General features: G+C 67.3%; 15 protein-coding genes. 8 read left to right on the forward strand and 7 right to left on the reverse strand.

Annotated features, from left to right (window positions below):
* Positions 1-49: 49 nt before the first annotated feature.
* Complete coding sequence (locus tag CFI00_RS06570; protein ID WP_207084443.1) at positions 50-1,423, reverse strand: hypothetical protein; 1,374 nt, start codon at positions 1,421-1,423, stop codon at positions 50-52.
* A gap of 686 nt (positions 1,424-2,109) precedes the next feature.
* Here CFI00_RS06570 and CFI00_RS06575 point away from each other — a divergent pair.
* Positions 2,110-2,646 (forward strand): hypothetical protein, encoded by a 537-nt coding sequence (locus tag CFI00_RS06575; RefSeq protein ID WP_207084444.1) that lies wholly within the window; start codon positions 2,110-2,112, stop codon positions 2,644-2,646.
* A gap of 168 nt (positions 2,647-2,814) precedes the next feature.
* Here the strand turns inward: CFI00_RS06575 and CFI00_RS06580 are convergent, their stop codons facing one another.
* The 6 genes from CFI00_RS06580 to CFI00_RS06605 all read right to left on the reverse strand — a co-directional run bounded on the left by CFI00_RS06580 (position 2,815) and on the right by CFI00_RS06605 (position 9,634).
* Entirely contained in the window at positions 2,815-3,393 is a 579-nt protein-coding gene (locus CFI00_RS06580) for a DinB family protein (RefSeq protein ID WP_207084445.1), read from the reverse strand.
* Positions 3,383-3,739, reverse strand: coding sequence for a hypothetical protein (locus CFI00_RS06585; RefSeq protein ID WP_207084446.1), 357 nt, complete (start codon positions 3,737-3,739; stop codon positions 3,383-3,385). The genes CFI00_RS06580 and CFI00_RS06585 overlap by 11 nt, the downstream gene beginning before the upstream one ends.
* 82 nt (positions 3,740-3,821) lie before the next feature.
* Positions 3,822-4,625 carry an SDR family oxidoreductase gene (locus CFI00_RS06590; protein ID WP_207084447.1) on the reverse strand — a complete coding sequence of 268 codons (804 nt, stop codon included), beginning with the start codon at positions 4,623-4,625 and terminating at the stop codon, positions 3,822-3,824.
* Positions 4,626-4,767: 142 nt separating this feature from the next.
* Positions 4,768-5,781 carry a hypothetical protein gene (locus tag CFI00_RS06595; RefSeq protein WP_207084448.1) on the reverse strand — a complete coding sequence of 338 codons (1,014 nt, stop codon included), beginning with the start codon at positions 5,779-5,781 and terminating at the stop codon, positions 4,768-4,770.
* 162 nt (positions 5,782-5,943) lie between these two features.
* Positions 5,944-9,015, reverse strand: a complete 3,072-nt coding sequence (locus tag CFI00_RS06600) for a hypothetical protein (RefSeq protein ID WP_207084449.1) — start codon at positions 9,013-9,015, stop codon at positions 5,944-5,946.
* Between the two features lie 91 nt (positions 9,016-9,106).
* Positions 9,107-9,634: a hypothetical protein gene (locus CFI00_RS06605; protein WP_207084450.1), complete on the reverse strand. Its 528-nt coding sequence runs from the start codon at positions 9,632-9,634 to the stop codon at positions 9,107-9,109.
* 454 nt (positions 9,635-10,088) lie between these two features.
* On the opposite strand from CFI00_RS06605, the gene CFI00_RS06610 reads away from it, so the two are divergent.
* The 7 genes from CFI00_RS06610 to CFI00_RS06640 all read left to right on the forward strand — a co-directional run bounded on the left by CFI00_RS06610 (position 10,089) and on the right by CFI00_RS06640 (position 16,188).
* Entirely contained in the window at positions 10,089-11,042 is a 954-nt protein-coding gene (locus CFI00_RS06610; protein ID WP_207084451.1) for a hypothetical protein, read from the forward strand.
* A 61-nt stretch (positions 11,043-11,103) separates the two neighbouring features.
* Positions 11,104-11,322 (forward strand): hypothetical protein, encoded by a 219-nt coding sequence (locus CFI00_RS06615; RefSeq protein ID WP_207084452.1) that lies wholly within the window; start codon positions 11,104-11,106, stop codon positions 11,320-11,322.
* Positions 11,319-12,149 (forward strand): hypothetical protein, encoded by an 831-nt coding sequence (locus CFI00_RS06620; RefSeq protein WP_207084453.1) that lies wholly within the window; start codon positions 11,319-11,321, stop codon positions 12,147-12,149. The genes CFI00_RS06615 and CFI00_RS06620 overlap by 4 nt, the downstream gene beginning before the upstream one ends.
* Positions 12,150-12,187: 38 nt before the next feature.
* On the forward strand, positions 12,188-12,481 hold the full coding sequence (locus CFI00_RS06625; protein ID WP_207084454.1) for a hypothetical protein: 294 nt from the start codon (positions 12,188-12,190) through the stop codon (positions 12,479-12,481).
* Positions 12,481-13,356, forward strand: coding sequence for a hypothetical protein (locus tag CFI00_RS06630; RefSeq protein WP_207084455.1), 876 nt, complete (start codon positions 12,481-12,483; stop codon positions 13,354-13,356). Before CFI00_RS06625 ends, CFI00_RS06630 begins: the two co-directional genes overlap by 1 nt.
* Before the next feature lies 1 nt (position 13,357).
* Entirely contained in the window at positions 13,358-14,155 is a 798-nt protein-coding gene (locus CFI00_RS06635) for a hypothetical protein (RefSeq protein ID WP_207084456.1), read from the forward strand.
* Positions 14,152-16,188 carry a type IV secretion system protein gene (locus tag CFI00_RS06640; RefSeq protein WP_207084457.1) on the forward strand — a complete coding sequence of 679 codons (2,037 nt, stop codon included), beginning with the start codon at positions 14,152-14,154 and terminating at the stop codon, positions 16,186-16,188. The genes CFI00_RS06635 and CFI00_RS06640 overlap by 4 nt, the downstream gene beginning before the upstream one ends.
* The last annotated feature ends 9 nt before the right edge of the window (positions 16,189-16,197 follow it).

Consider the following 16,197-nt stretch of genomic DNA (forward strand, 5'->3'; position numbering starts at 1 on the left):
CGGGTCGGCCGTGGACCGGGCGGTCCGGTTCGCCGGCCGGAGGTGTGGCTCACACGGTGGAGGCAGAGGGCTTGTTGTCCGCTCGAGCGTCGACGACGACCACTGACTCCGCCGCGGGGCCATGGTCGATACCGAGTTGGCGGAGTACCCGAGACGTCTTGGCGACGTCGGCGGCGGTGTAGCAGATGACTACCTTCACCGAGTTCTTGGTCTGATTCGCCTTCTCGTAGATCGCGACCTGGTTCTTGAGATTGCGGGTCAGGCTGCTGCTCTTGGCGAGTTTGAACTCGATCAGGGACTTGTCGTGTGCGCCGGCGCTGAGCTTGAAGTCGACCGGCCCGCGGCCGTTGTTCGGCTCCCGGTTCACGTCGAACCGGCTTGGCTGGAGCAGCAGCCCGAAGAACGCCTGGACCTCGGCCTCGCTCGCGAACGGCTTGCCGTCGCCGCGGTTGATGACCTTGTAGCCGTCCATGTCCTCGACGTACCGCTTGAACGTCGCGACGGCCTGCCGGGCCTCGTCGTACGAGGTCCACGGCTTCCGGAACAGGTCGGTCTTTTCCGCCAGGTCCTTGGCTGCGGCCTTGACCTGGGTCACCAGCACTCGCTGGGTGTCCTCGGTCTTGGAAAGGCTGGCCGCCTTGGCCTGCTCGCGGGTGTCTTCCTTGAGTTTGATGTAGTAGTCGATCAGCTCCGGGAAGTGCCTGATCGTGCGGGCCTTTGCCGCAGCGACCTCCTTCGCCGACGGGTTCCGGCTCAACTGCTTCTTGAAGTAGTTGTTGACCAGGGCGCGCTGCTGGTTGTCATCGATGGCCGTGGGCAGTCGGTCGAAGCTGTGGAGCATGTCGTCCTTGTTGATCCAGGTGTCGTCCTTGGTCAGCAGGTCGATGGGGGTCAAGAGGACGTATTGGCCGTCGAGCTCGGGGAGGCTGTAGGGGCGTGCGGCCCACGTCTCGGTGTTGTAGTTGAAGACGGCGCGGCCGACGTTGAACTTCTGGCGCTGCTCGGGCCGGAGGTGCTCGAGGGCGAACTCCTCGGTGTACCTGAGCAGGAAGTGCTTGATGAGGTTCGTCGTGAAGTCGCTGATGCTGTCCTTGCCGACCCGGTCACGGATGAGCGCTAGCTTCTCGAGGTGACTGGATTCGGTGACTGTCTCCTCGCCGAAGTTCTCCAGCAGGCTGCCGAGCGCGCTGTGCAGTGACCGGGCAAACGCGGGGCCGAGCCCGTGGCCGCGGTTGCCGTCGGCGGTGAACCCGAGCCAGTTCTGCTCGACCTCCTTGAACCGATACCAGTTGTCGATGAGCTTAGGGTCAAGGTCCTCGGTGGCCTTGGACTTCAGGAACCGCAGATACTCGATGATCTGGTCGTGGAGCGCCCGGTACTCCTCGTTCTCGCTGTTGAACAGCAGGAACGGGTCGATGAACAAGGGCATGTCGGTGACGACGGAGATGTCGAAGGCGCCGTACTTCTCGAGCGTCTGGGGGTCGACCTCGAACCGGTCCGAGAAGTAGATCCCGGCCGGGTCCGGCTCCCAGTCGGTGGGGCCTGCATCGGGTGCGGTCTCGGCGCTCATTGATTTCCCCTGCCTGCTGTGCCTCGACCGTACTTGCTCCCACCGCCGGCTTCAGTAGCTTCGAGTCGCACTGGCAGCCGAACTTCTGTCATGGAAGACGTAGTCATTCAGCCTGCGGCACAGAGCGAGCTGGCCCCAGCGACGAGCACAACGGGCTGTTCGTCCTGGAGCAGCCGCACCTCCGCTCGCCGAACTCAAAGTCGACTCGACCAGTAGATCTTGAGCATTCTTTCGTTTGCTCGAGATTCGCTGCATCTGGCGCGAAGATTCGCGGCGCGCAGTACAAATTGCCCAACGATCACGGCGGCGCTGTGCAACTTCGCGCTCCATGGTGCGCCTCGGAGATGGCGTCGGGTTGCTCGACAAAAGTGGCGAGATGCAGCGAAGATTGCGCTGCTGTCCGCGCTGAACATGGTGCGGATGCGCCTTCGGGTGATCAGCGTGCAATGTTCCGTGTTCCGAGAGCCGTCTGTCGCGGCGCTCGGGGCAGCGTCTCCTGAGGCAGCACAGCGGCGGCGGGCGGTGGCACGCTAGGCGTCATGGAGGAGACCGATCTGGCCGAGCTCGCGGTACTGCTGCGCGAGCGCAACCTCGTCGACGAACGCATCGGCCGACTGATCAACCGACCGATGACCGCTGGGCACGCTGGGGAGTGGATCGCGTCGCGCATCTTCGACATCGAGCTCGAGCCGAGCGCGGTCGCCAAGGCCATCGACGGACGGTTCCGTTCGGGACCGCTGACGGGGAAGAGCGTGAACATCAAGTGGTACCTCAAGCGTGAGGGCATCCTGGACATGACCGAGGCGCCAGAGCTCGACTATTACCTGGTCCTGACCGGCCCGAAGGCGACCGCGAAGGACGTGCGGACCGTTAGAGCGTGGAGGATCGATGCGGTCTACCTGTTCGACTCCAAGCGACTACTGACCGAGCAGCACACTCGTGGCGCCAAGGTCGGAGTCGCATCCGGTGTCCGCGAGGCGCAATGGCTGGCGGCGGAGATCTACCCGGCCGCAACGAATGCCGCGCTAGCCCTGACCGAGGATCAGAGACACCAGCTGGCTCTGTTCGGCGGGTGATACCCGCGGCGCCCGCAGGTGATCCCGAGACGCAAGGAAGGTTGGCGGGACCCGCCGCGGAGAACCTTGGCAAAGCTGGCTGTGGAGCACTGAGCCGTCACAGTTGGGGACGCCCCGGGCGCATCGATACCCAGGTGTCACCGCGGCTCGTAGCCGGTTTGGCGTGGCTCAGGCCTGAGTTGCGTGAGCAGCCCGGGCTGCCCGCTCGATCTTCATCCAGAGAGCCTCGCGGACTGCGGTGTCGATCTGCTCACCCTGGCCGGCTGCCACACCGGTCTGGCCGTCGAGTTGTTCGCGCAGAATGTCGGCGTGTCCGGCGTGCCGGGTCGTGTCGTTGAGCACGTGGACCATGACGCTGAAGAGCTTCACGTCAGGACGCGGCCACCACGGCACATCGCCGGGGGCATCGAGGGGAAGTGATCTGATCGTCGCGTCCGCGTGCTCCCATGCGCGCCCACAGAAGCCGATGATCTGCTCGCGGCTCTCGCGCTCGGTCACCCACAGGTCGCTGCCGTCGGAGTCCTGCCATCGCGGCAGCGGTTCCGGGAACGGTCGGTCGAAGACCTCGCCGAGGTATCTGGCTTCCCAGGTCGCCATGTGTTTGACCAAGCCGAGGAGGTTGGTCCCGGTCGCAGTCAGGGGCCGACGTACGTCGTACTCAGGGAGCCCCTCAAGTTTCCAGACGAGCGCCTCGCGTGCCCACTGCAACTCGTCGCGCAGATAGTCCTTGGCGAAGTCATCGATCATGGGGCAAGAGACTGCCATGGAAGATGTCAGCGAACTGCTCCCTGGCGGAGGTCAGGTCGAGGTTGCCGCCGTGAAGCCGGGCGAGCAGCTCCTCGACCGGGAGCCGCCACAGGTATCCGTGACGTGAGAAGTACCATCCGACCTCGCGGATCTGGTGCCGGTCGGTGGTGTCGGCCAGCAAATAGCCCAGAATCTGCCACACCGTGATCTTGTTCAGCACGGGAGTCCTCACGGTCTTCAGCTCGAGCAGAGTGCCATCGATGATGACGTCCGCGTCCGCGCCGCCGAGGTCGTTGCTGCGGTCGAAGATGGGGTCGGAGACCACATGCTGGTGGAGGGACCGCACGGTCATCGTGCTGGCGGCGCTGATGGCGACGCCGCAGGCACCGAGCTGGAGGCGGCCGAACTTGGCTCACACAACCGAGCCTCTACGATTTGGTGGTGTCCTGCTTCCACTCGTCGAGCCAGTCCATCATGGCCTGGTGGAAGGCTGCTCCACGGTTGCTGACGTAGGTCCGGTCTTCCCGCAACTCGTGCGCAACGAGGTCTCCGATCGTCGAGGCCGGCACCAGCACACGACCGGCAGGCTGTTGGCCACGCACCGCGTTCTCCGCAGCTCCGAGGTGATGGGCTCGGCTTCGCGCGGAGGTGACCGCGAGGTTCCCGTCCACTCCCGAGGGAACGAGCAGCATGACCTTGATTCCCTCTGGAGCGAGCGCCTCGCGCAGGACGCTGAAGTACCCGGTCAATGCGTGCTTTGTAGTGGCATACAGCGCTGAAAGCGGATCAGGGGCCGGGAGCTGTAACCCAGAGCCCGACCCGGTGAGCACGATCGCGCTGGGCGCTCCCTGACGCAGCAGTGGCAGGAATACTTGGACTGCTCGTACATGCGACATCACATTCAGGTCCCACGCCCAGCGCCACTGTTCGTCGCCGATTTCGTCGATGGGAACCATGTCGAGCACCCCTACAGTCAGCACCAAGAGGTGGAGAGATTCACCGGCATAGGCACGGGCTGCGAGGGCCTCCAATGACGCGCAATCAGTAGCGTCAACGAAGGCAGCTGTCGCTGTGCCACCCGCCGGCAAATTCACGCAGGTCTCCGTGGCGGCGTCCAGGTCTACGTCGGCGGCCATAACGTGCATTCCGCTCACCACAAGCGACCTGGCAATCCCGCGTCCAATGCCGCTGCCTGCCCCTATGACCAGTGCGTTGCGCCCTTCCAGTTCCATGTGCGCGAGCCTAGGAGGTGCGAGCTCGATGCGTCGGGAACTGCGGGACCCAGGGAGCGGGTCAAAGCCGAGTGAGGTCGACGCTGCCGGGCAAGACCTGCGGCTCTTGCCCGTATCGGGCTCGGTGGGGAGTCCGCGAAGGTCAACTCATCCGAGAGTGGACTTCATCGAAGAACTCGGTGAGCATCGCCTCCGCGCCCGGCTGCCCAAGTTCGTACCCGCCGAATCGGAAGACCTGGTATCCGGCGAGCTTGAGCCGTCGGTCCTCAGCGACCATCTCGGAGTAGAGACGCGGGGTCGCGGTCTCACCGACGGCGTAGTGCTGCTTGCCGTCGACTTCAATGACGACGCGTTTGCGGTCGCTGAACAACATGAGGAAGTCCATCCGTTGGCGCGCGAGGGGCGCCCCGCTCACCGATGCCCGGCGGGTTCTCTGGTCGAGCGGGTCGTAGTGGAGATAGACCTGCGGCACAAGCGCGATGACGTCCGGGTTGTCCTTGAACCGCGCGTAGTAGGTCCGGAACAGCAGAAGTTCCGGCGGGCTCGCGAGTGACGCGACCAGCCGCTGGTACAAATGGCGGGCGATGCCCGGATCGTCAAGGTCGGACGGACAGGACGGGTGGGCCGCCCACCAAGCCACGAGATCGCTGAACTTCAACCCGCCGTCGGGCAACGGCTGGTCGTAGATGAGACAGGTGTCGCCGTTCGCCACGACCTCGATGTCGTTGCTGACGGCATCCCTGAGAACGAGGTCGGGCTTCGGGCCGGTGCTGGCGAAGATCAGGTTCTTTGTCCTGCCCTGTACGCCGTCCCCTTGCTCGTATGCGTGCACCAGTGAAGCCAGCTGCTCCTGGTGAAGTTGGTAGATGTCGGCGTACGTGCTCAGCCGTCGCGCGAGCGATGCCAGTTGCGCCACCGACCAGTCCTCGATGTAGCCCGTGATCAGGTCGCGCTTGTTCTCGGCCTGGTCGGGCCTAGCGTCACGGCGGCGCCATTCCAATCGGAGCTCCTCGGGGAGGACCGACTCCAAAGCGGCCCGGGTGTACCGCTTGATCAGCGCATCGCAGATGGCGGCGGTGAGCGTGCGCTTGGACGCGACGGGCGGTAGAGGGTTCACCGCAGTTGGGCGGAACCATCCGTCGAAGTACTCGGCCACGGGACTCAGTTTGGCGGTTCGACGCGCCAGACGTGGTTCATCCACCGAGTCAGCCGTGTTGAGCGTGCAGTTTCTCCCGTCGCGGGGTTTGGGCTTGCGGGACGCCTTACGAGTCGTCCCGAGACCCGCTGCATAGCCCAGAATGACGCACGCTGTTTGGACCTACTTCGTGAAGATCGGCTGGTGGTCGACGTCGTCGGCCCAGTAGTTGAAGCGGTCACCCAGTACGCTGAGGAACGCTCGCGGGTCCAGGAGGTTGAGGCGTACTTCGAGTCCCCATCGACGGGCGGTCGCTGTCGCGGCGTTCCCGAGGTGGAACCACATCGCATCCTCGGTGAACAGCTCTAGCGGCGTCTCCGGGTCGTCCGCCTGCTCCTCCTTCCGCATGAGCGAGTGGAATCGCTTGACGTCGGCCTCGGTGATCGACGTGGACATGTTCAAGCCCCGATGCACCGCGCGGGCATTGACGACGACGTTCGCAACAGCGGTGAGCAGGTGCCAGTCCTTCCAGCCCTCGGCGCGTAGCGACGCAACGAGGTCCATGAACGCCGGGTCCGCAGCAAGGCGCGGGAGCGTCATCCGGACAGGCGGTAGCAGCACCTCGTATCGTCCACCGATTGCATCGAGCGAGTCGGCCGGGTCGTAGGCCTGGGCGTGTTCCGGAAGCTCCCAGTGCAGCCCAGCGGAAGGCGGCGGCGACCGCGGCCGGTCGGGTGCGATGCGACCTCCCTCGACTTCGCGAATCTCGTCGTAGAACGAGTCCTTGTGAATGTCGACGAGTTCGTCGTATGGACGCACGCAGGTCAGCATGTGCGGAAGTCCCCGCTCGAAGGTTCGCTCCATCAAGGCGACGAAGGCTGGCTGCCCGAGGAGCGACTGGGTGACGATCGCCTGCAACGCTGCGGTGGCGACCTCCAGCTGGTCCGCCTCGACCGCCAAGCCTCCTGAACGGGTAAGGACCACCCGATGCCCGACTGCGCCAGGGCCACGCTCCGACTCGGCAACGAACACTGAACCGGGCTCGACGGGCTGGTCTGAGACCTCGACCTCGATGCGGACATGCCCCGGCACAAGAAGGAGGTCTTCACCGGCAAGGTCGGCCAGGGTGATCTGTGCGGCGGCCACGAACCTCTCGGCCGCCAGGACGTGGGGTCGGTCGTTTGGCGTGCTGACAACCCAGACGTTGCCGAGCGCTGCCCAGCTGTACTCGCGCACGGGCCCGGCGTCGGAGAAGGGTCGTCCGAGGCCGCCCCGGTCCGCGGAGTCGGCAACCTCGTTCTCTCCCAGCGGGTCGACCTGAGCGACCGAAGCCAGCATTGGAGCGACGAGCTTGTCGAGCTGAGTGGACTGGACTACGGGCTCGACAGCCGGCAGCAGCCCGGGACGAAGCGAAGACGCGGTCCGCAAGATGAAGCATTGGTCGATCAGCATGTTCATGAAGTACGGATAGCGCTCGAAGCTCCACGGGTCACCAGCCAGTTCTGCCTGTGCCCAGATCCCGACTCTGAACGTTCTGGTCGCGGTCAGCCACTGGCCGGCCTTGTGCTCGTAGGTCGCAGTCAGGATGAGGCCTCGGGCTACGAGGACAGCGAGGTCGGGGTCACCGCTCGTCTTCGCGACTGATGCTGCGCTCATTGCGTACTGTTTCGCGGCCAGCGGGAGTCCGAGGTTGTAGTAGACGTCGGATGCGAGCAGCATCATGATCGCGGCACCTTCAGCAGCGTCGCCGTTGAGCCAGTTCATCTTGGCGGCGTGGATCTCGCGAAGCGCGTCCAGGGGGCGCCCTGCCTGGAGCAGAGCGACTGCCCGGTCCTGTGCCCGGTCGCCGGCCGCTGCCTTTCCGGACCGCTCGACTGTCGCGTCGTCCAGGGCTTGCCGCACGTTGCGGTAGTCGGGATGGTCGATCAGCGCGGGTGCAGTGAGGTCAAACATCGTTGTGAGCTGGTCTAGCGGTGCCATCGGCGCTGCTGGCAGGGCGCTGACGAGGTCGACCAGGTGTGCCATGCCCAAGTCGAGGTCGCGCAGGTCAGCGTCGTTCGGCGCACCAGGAAGAGGGCGACCTTCCTTCTTGGCAGCGCTTAGTTCTTGGTAGACGTCGGACATCGCCGGACCTGCGGCAGGGTGGAGGCCCGCAAGGTCCTCCGTCGTGAAGCCTTGGGGGCCGTGGGCGAGGAGGACGGCAGCTGCGAGGAGACTCACCTTGGCGTTCGCCCCGGGCGCTGCTAGTAGCTTCTCTTCGAGCACCTGCTCCAGATCGTCGGCCCATCGTGCCGCTTCTTCCGCTGTGATAGTGGTTTCGCGACGAGGCTGGGTTGCCTGAACGAGGCGGAGCAGGGTGATGGCGTCGACGAGTACGCCGGTGTCGGGCGGGTCGGAAGCGAGCCGCCCGAAGTAGTCTCGGAGGATCCCGTCGACGGGCTTCAGCGTGTTGAGCCCGAACCCGGTAGCGATGACGATTTCGTACTCGATGCGGTTCAGAACGCCGAGGTCGTCGTGCGCAGAATTTCTCAGCGCTCGCGCAAAAGCCAGCCAGTCAGGCAAGTCCGCACGCGCTTCGAGGTTCAGGCTGGAGAACCGAAGCCCTTCTCTCAGGTCGACGACCTCACCCATCGAGCCTGAGCAGACCGATTGCGAGCGCCACCGTTCACGTTCTTCGACGTACCAGTCGGGAAGTTCGTCCTGAGTCTCATCACGTTCGGGCGCGAGGGAGGAGGGGAGGTGGAGGTAGTCGACGGCGAGGTAGAACAGGTCAGCGCTGGCGATCTCGGTCGCGATAGCTTGCGCGTCCCAGATCTCCAGCGCCACGGAGTGTCGGTCGCGTGCATGCTCCTGAAGGTCGTGCCTCTTTGCCGTTTCAAGGGGGGCCACGGTGAAATAGATGACTCGATCGACTGGCTCACCCTTGCCGCAGATCTTCGACAGGTCTGACCGAATCTTAGACGCCACGTCGGCGCGTTGAGCGGTCACCGCAAGAACGACCGCGTCCTGAGTCGCGAGGGCAGTGAAGAGCGACGTATCCGGCAGTTCCTTCGCCAAGACGCTCCAGAAACTCTCAGCGTCACGTCCTCCGTCGCCCCCGGCGGAAACCGGGCCCGTCGCGGGGATGACGTTGCTGACAATGCGCCGGCGGGTCAATCCGAGACAGAGCTGCTCGAACGGGTGATGTGCGTTGGTTTCCCCGAGGGCCTCGAGGTGGAAGCGGATCTGCGTGGCGAGCTGGGTTGGCGAGTCCAACGGCGTGTGCCTCCGGTTTCGTGGGGCTTTCATCCTGCCGTTGACTCCCGACGGTTTGGGCGGGCACGCCGAAGACTGGCGCTGGTCTGCGTCATGTTCGTTGGCGGCCGACCCAGGCTAGGTGCTGGTCTGCGACCAGCTTTCCTTGCCGTTGGCGGCCGCGCAGGATGCCGACCCGGTTGCGTCCTTCGACAAGCTGAAGGCCGTGCTCAGCCGGCGTCAGGAGGGCACGGTCGAGAATGATCGGCCAGCGCTTCCAGGTGCCGTGGACATCCCAAGCAAGCCCCACTCCCAGATGCTCACCTTGGTTGCGCACGGCCATCCAGTGATCGGGGTCGGCAGCGAAGTACTCGATGGCGTCCGCGTCCGATGGCCCCGTTGGCATCGCCATGAACGTGTCGACCGACAACGCTTCGACCTGCCAGCCGACCCGTGAAAGCTCGACGTTCTCGTAGTCCCGCAGGAAGGAGCCATTACCTGCGTGGTCGTAGATCCACTGCTCAAGAACGTCAGCCGGCCAGCGCAGGTCGATGACCATGTCCTGTCGTCGGAACTCGGCGAACCCGTAACCGTTCTCGCGGCACTGTTGCGCGAGGTCAGCGAAATCTGCAAGGCGCATACGACCAATCCTCCTCGGACTTCTCCTCCTCGGACTTCCGGCGACTCTGTCGCTTCCCATGCGTTGCACCTGCCACGAGGCCTGCGTCATACCGCGAGTGACGTGTCAAGGTGCGGCCGGTATCGCCGTCCCGCATCTGTGCCGCAGGCGGATCCCCTTCCGGGATCACCAAACACTGACCTGGTTGACGTAACGCGAGTTGTTCAACAACACGTAGGCAATTTCCAACTTCGCTGCATCTCGACAAGAAGGCCGCGCAAGGGTCGGCCGGGAACTTTTTCATTTTTCGGGGGGACGGGGGCGTCCCCCCTCTCTGACCTGCGCAAACGCAACGACCGTATCCCCGTCGAGCAGGCGTCCCCCCTCGAAATCAGGGGTTTGGGGGGACGGATGCGGGGACGCCCGCTCGCGACCTTTCTGCCGTGCACAGCCACGGACGAAAGGAGCGTGTGCGATGAGTGTGGGCGACCAGCTCGGCCTCGACGACAACAGCGAACTGCTCGACCAGGCCCGTCAGAAGTGGCCGGCCTGGGTGGCCGCCGATCCGCGCCTCGGCGTGGTCGACAACTTCGACGACCTCCGCTCCTGGCTACCGACGGTGGACCACGAAACCTCCGACCAGGTCCTCCTGGCGCTGGCCATGCTGGCGGCCCCCGACGGCGGCGACGACATCGCCGCTGCGGCCGCTCTGGCCAAGTGCCTGCTGCCCGGCGCCTGCCGGCTCGCGGGCTGGCTGAGCACCCTCCCACCACGCGAGGTCTTCCGCGACAGCCAGCCGGTCATGGCCGGCACCTGGTCAGCGGTCGAGCGGGTCGACGAGCTCGTGGCCTCGCAGCTGTGGATCGAGGTCCGCACGTTCAAGTGGCGCCGGACCCGCAAGGTCGCGGCCAACATCTTGATCAACACCCGCGTCGGTGTCCTCCGCGAGGTCGGCGACTTCTTCTACGTCTCCCGCGCCGACCGCACCTGGGCCAACACCACCCTCTTCGAGTCCTTCTCGGCCGGCGACCTGACGAGCGCCGACGGCGGTGCCGGCTACTCGGCCGAGATGCCGACCGAGCGGGTCGCCGGCGCGCTGTTCCACCGCCCCGAGATCCTCGCCGACGCCGGACCCGAGCAGGAGGAGCCGTCGGCCACCGAGGAGCTCCTGGAGCTGCTCGGGTGGGCCTGCGACCACAAGGTCATCAGCCCCGCGGACCGGTACCTGCTGCTGTGCCTGGTCGAGGAGGCCGACCGGGTCAAGACCCGAAGGCTGGCGCGCGGGTACGGCGGCCTGCTCAGCAACGAGGTGTCCAGCCGGGTCGCGCCCCGCATCGGGGTCTCTGAGGCAACCGTCCGTCGCCACGGCTCTCGCAGCATGCGCGCCCTCGCCGCGGCCGCCCCGAGGAAGTTCGGCCATGACGAATAAGCCCGGAAGTGATCGCCCGCGCCACCCCGCGACACATAGGCGACTGGAGGTGGTGAAGCCCATGACGAACACCCAAGACGGCGAGACCCGTACGCCGGAGCAGATCGCCGAGCTGTTCGCGATCGCCGGCCGCGAGATCGAGGCGATCGAGCAGCTGACCGGCTGCGTCGACCAGCTGCACGAAGTCCAGGCCGCGAAGGCGCAGCTGGCGACCCTGACCCCGGCCGAGGTCCGCGCCGCACTCGAGTTCCGCCGCGGCACCCTCGGGGAGGCCCAGTGATCACCCAGACCCCGAGCCGCCCGGTCGGTGTCGACGAGCTCAAGCGAGCCTGGCACGCACTGAACGCCGGCGAGTTCCGCGCCGGCCCCCGCGGCCGCGGCACCGCCGCCGAGGACAACTGGTCACCGACCGGCGGTGAGCACACCATCGCCGTGGTCGGGTCAGCAGGTTCGGTCGGCGCGAGCACCGTCGCCCTGGCCACCGGCCTCGCCGCCGGCGTGCCGGTCCGAGTCATCGAGTGCTGCTCGGTGACCGCCTCCGGACTCGCCGCGGCGAGTACCGCCGAGCTCGGCCTGCACCCGACCGACTGGCGTCAGGGAAAGCGTGACGACGTCCTGCTCGAGCGCGCCAGCGAGGTCCTCGCCGGCGTCGACGAGGTCCCGCTGCCCACCGAGGCACAGAACGAGACCCAACTGACCATCCTCGACATCGGCTGGGAGGCCGGCCAGCTGCTGGCCACCGACTGCTGGCTGGCCGAAGCCGTCCGCGCCGCCGACCAGATCGTCCTGGTCACCACCGCCACCGTCCCCGGGATGCGTCGCGCCGGAGTTGCCATGGACCTGCTGGCCGGCTATTGGCAGCCCGAGCAGATCGCCCTCGCGGTCCGCGGGCCCCGCCGCAAGAAGTGGCCGCGCGGCCTCGAGCACGCCGGCGGCCCCGCCGTTCGCCGCGCCCTGGACGCGGACCGGTGCGTGGAGATCCCCGAGGACCGGGAGCTCGCGGTCAACGGCCTGGACTCCCGACCTGTCCCGGCCCCCCTGATCTCGGCAGCACGTCAGCTGCTCGAGCCCGCACACCTGCCCACCGACGCCAGCGAAAGCGCCTGACCCGCCCGGGGTCAGCAACCCAGAAAGGAAGTCCACCCATGGACGTCATGACCGCAACCGCAACCACCGTGATGGCTGTCTGCCCGAAGGCGCCCCCGGGTGCTGTCGGCCCCACCGACGAGATCACCAGCTACGTGCTGTGGGGCGTCGTCGTCCTGTTCGGTCTCGGCATCATCATCGCCATCGGCGTGATCATCGCCGGCAGGGTGTTCTCCCTGCCGCACGCCTCCAAGGTCGGCGTGATCTCGGTGGTGGTCGTGTTCGCCTGCGCGATCGCCTACCTGGTGCTGCCCGGCATGCTCAACGGGATCCTCGGCAAGGGCTGCATCTGATGCGGCGCGCAGCCACGAAGAAGGCAGAAGGCACCAGCGAGTGGAGCCGGCGCCGGCTGCTCGGCATCCTGGCCGCCGCCGTCGCCGTGGCTGCGCTCCTGCTCGGCGGCCTCGCGTACGCGGTCTACCTGGCGGTCGCCGGCATCGGTGACGAGGCCAGTGCGAACACCGGCGTGGCCACCGGCGAGACCGAGCGCTCGACGGTGGCCCGCGGTGCCGCGCATCGCGATGAGATCGCGGCCGAGCTGATGCTGACCGTGCCCGAGAGTGCGGCCTTCCCTGCCGAGACCACCAGCGCCGAGGCGCCCGGAATCAAGATCCCGACCGGGACCGGAGTCAACGGACCCGCGTTCGTGATGACCGGGTTCCCGCACACCCCGGCGGGCGCGATCGGCCAGCTCGCCCAGATCGACCTCGCGGTGCTGCAGTCGATGAGCCTGAGCACCGCCGAGGAGGTGTACAACACCTGGGCCCTGCCCGGTGGGGTCCGCGCCGAGGACTGGTGGATCACCGCCAGCGTCCGCGCGTTCCTCTCCAGCACCGGCATGGGCGAGGTCAAGGACCCCAGCGCCTCGGTGTCCCTGGAGCCGGCCGCCGCGCTGGTCAAGGGAACCGACGGCCCCGACTGGGCGACGGTGTGTGTGCTGATGAAGGTCAGCGCCACCTACAGGTCCGAAGGCCAGATCGCCTTCGCACACTGCGAGCGCATGCAGTGGGTCGGCGGCCGCTGGATGGTCGCCCCCGGCACCCCGCCCGCGCCCGCACCCGCGACCTGGCCAGGCACCCAGCTGGCACACGAGGCCGGCTGGCGCACCTGGTCCACCGACCACACCACCGAACCCGCCCACCCCGGCGACACGGAAGGGGAGCACTGAGATGAGCAACCGGATCAACGACTCGATGGGGGAGTCCCGCACCATCCTGCTGCGCGTGGGGGTCCTGGTGGCGATCGCCGCCCTCGTGGCCACCGCCGTCTGGCTCGGAGCGCGCGGCCGGACCGATGACTACAGCGGAACCGACAAGACCTCCGGGGACTCCTCGAGCCAGACCGGGCAGCAGGGGCAGAACGTCTCGGTCGACCAGGTCGCCCCGGACACCGTACCCGCGGACGGCGTCGTGATCCCGACCGGCGCCGACCAGGCCGACGGCTACCCGACCCGGTTCCCCCAGACCGACCTGGGCGCGGTCGCGCTGCAGGTCGAGGTCGCCAAGGCACAGGTCGGGTTCGACTACGACCAGGCCGCCGCCGTGGCCGGCCTGTACGCCAACCCCGAGGACAAGACCGTCTTCGAACAGCGCGCCCGCGACGCCGTCGCGCTGCGCCGCCAGCAGGCCGGTGCCCCGAAAGAGGGGGACGTCCCCCCACCCGCGTCGTACGCCGTGACGCCGATCGCCTACACCCTCGAGGAGCTCGACACCGGCTACTACGCGGTGAACCTGCTCAGCTACGTCACCCTCACCACCGCCAACGGCAAGGTCAGCGACGGCCTCTACTCCGGCACCCAACTCATGCGGTGGCTCGAGGTCGACGGCGTGGGCGACTGGCGCCTGGTCCAGGGCAGCACCGAGGACATCGAACACCTGGTCTCCACCGGACAGCCCAATGCGGTCGCGCCGGGCACCCCGGAGTACAAGCAGGCCGGCTGGATCCCGATCAACGGAGCACCCCAGTGAGCACCGCCGATCTCTTCCACCGGGTGACTCGGCTGGGCATCGGCGCCCTGGCGGTCCTGGTCCTCACCACGCTTCTCGGAGCCGCCCCGACCGTCCAGCCGCCTGCCGCGGCCGCGGCCGAGCCGTCGGCCAGCACGGCAGCCAGCTCAGCGCACGTCGCCACGGTCGAGACCACCAGCCAGCTGCCGGCCCGCCCCCTCAAGACGGGCTGCCTTGGTCCGGACGCGCTGTGCGACCTCGGCGGCGACGCCCTCGACTGTGCCAAGGACCCGATCGAGTGCGGCAAGGACGCGGCCGGTGGCGTCAAAGACGGGATCGAGGACCAGGTCGAGGGCGTCCAGGAGTGCCTCGAAAACCCCAGCCTCACCGGATGCGTCAAGGGTGTCGGGGGAGTGGTGCCGGGAGTCGGCGGGTGTGGGCTGCTCGATGCGCTGTGCAGCGGACCCGGCATCCTGCCGGGTGTTCCGGGTATCCCCGGCGTACCCGGCATTCCCGGTCTCCCCACTCCCGCCGACCTCTTCGGCGGCGGGGTCCCCGGCCTGGGTGACATCCCGAACCCGTTCGAGGCTATCGGCGACGTGATCGCCAAGGCTGCGGCCGATGCCTGGACCGCGGCCATGCTCGCGGTCTGGAGCTCTGGCCTTTTCGTGCTGCGGATCGTGCTCACGTTCTCGGAGCTGTTCTTGACCCCCGACCTGAGCGCCGAGGGACCCGGGAAGGACGTCTACGCGTTCACGCTGTGGCTCGCGCTCGCCCTGGTGGTCATCTTGGCGATGATCCAGCTCGGTGCTGCGGCCTTCAAGCGCGAGGGCAAGGGCCTCGCGCGGGCGTTTATCGGCGCCGGTCAGTTCGTCTTGGTCTGCGCCTGCTGGTTCGGCTACTGCGTCATGATCGTCGCGGCCTGCGGGGCGATCGCCAAGGCGCTGATGAAGTCGCTGCTCAAGGTGCAGACCTGGCCCGACTGGGACCCGCTCGGCGGTCTCGGCGTCGACGACATGACCGACGCCGGCGTGGCCACCGCGCTGGCCTTCCTCGGCATCTTCTTGTGGCTGGCCGCGATCGGGCACGTCCTGGTCTACCTGGCCCGCGCGGCCTCCCTGCTGGTGCTCACCGCCACCGGCCCGCTCGCAGCCGCTGGCCTGGTCTCCGACTTCACCCGTTCCTGGTTCTGGAAGTCGCTGCGCTGGTTCCACGCCGCGGCGTTCACCCCGGTGCTGATGGTGATGGTGCTCGGGATCGGCGTGCAGTTCGCCAACGGCGTCGCTGCCCACCTCGCTGACGGCACCGCCAAGGCGTTCGGCACGGCTCTGCCGGCGGTCATGACGATCCTGATCAGCGTCGTCGCGCCGCTGGCGCTGTTCAAGCTCCTGGCGTTCGTGGACCCCGGCACCCCCAGTGGCGCCTCGTTCCGGCAGGGCATGGCCATCCAGGGCGGCCTCCAGGGGCTGCTGAGCGGCGGCGGTGCCGGCGGCGGATCGTCGGCCGCGTCGACCACCGACGGCAACGGTCGCTCGTCGGGTGAGCAGAGCGCCGAGGCCTCGACGGGCGACCGGTTCAACAAGTCCACCCAGGGTGTCCTCGGCAGCTTCGGCGGTGTGGGCCAGGCGTTCGCTGCCGGGCTCGGGATGGTCAGCAGCGCCGGAGCGAAGGCCACGTCCTTGATGTCGGACGAGTCCAACCAGGCCGGCGTTGGGCAGAGCACCTACGGACCCGACTTCAGCAATATGGGCGGGCGCCAGTCCGGTGGCCGGTCTGGCGACCAGAGCAGCGGTACGCACCCCGGCTCGCAGAACAGCGGGGACGACGACTCGCCGTTGCCGACCCCGCCTACCCCACCTGCTCCGCCCACCCCGCCGACGCTGCCCAACGGCGGCGGACCCGGCGGTGGCTCGGGGGGCGGCTCTGGCGGGCAGGGCGGCGGTGGTGCCGGGGCAGCGCCCAAGACCCCGGCCGCAGGCGGCGGCGGGGGAGCGGCCGGCGGTGCCGGCGGAGCCGGTGCAGCTGGCGGCGCGATCCCCCCGGTGGCGGTGTAGCCGATGCGC

This window comes from Nocardioides sp. S5 (genome assembly GCF_017310035.1).
Classification (GTDB): Bacteria; Actinomycetota; Actinomycetes; order Propionibacteriales; family Nocardioidaceae; genus Nocardioides.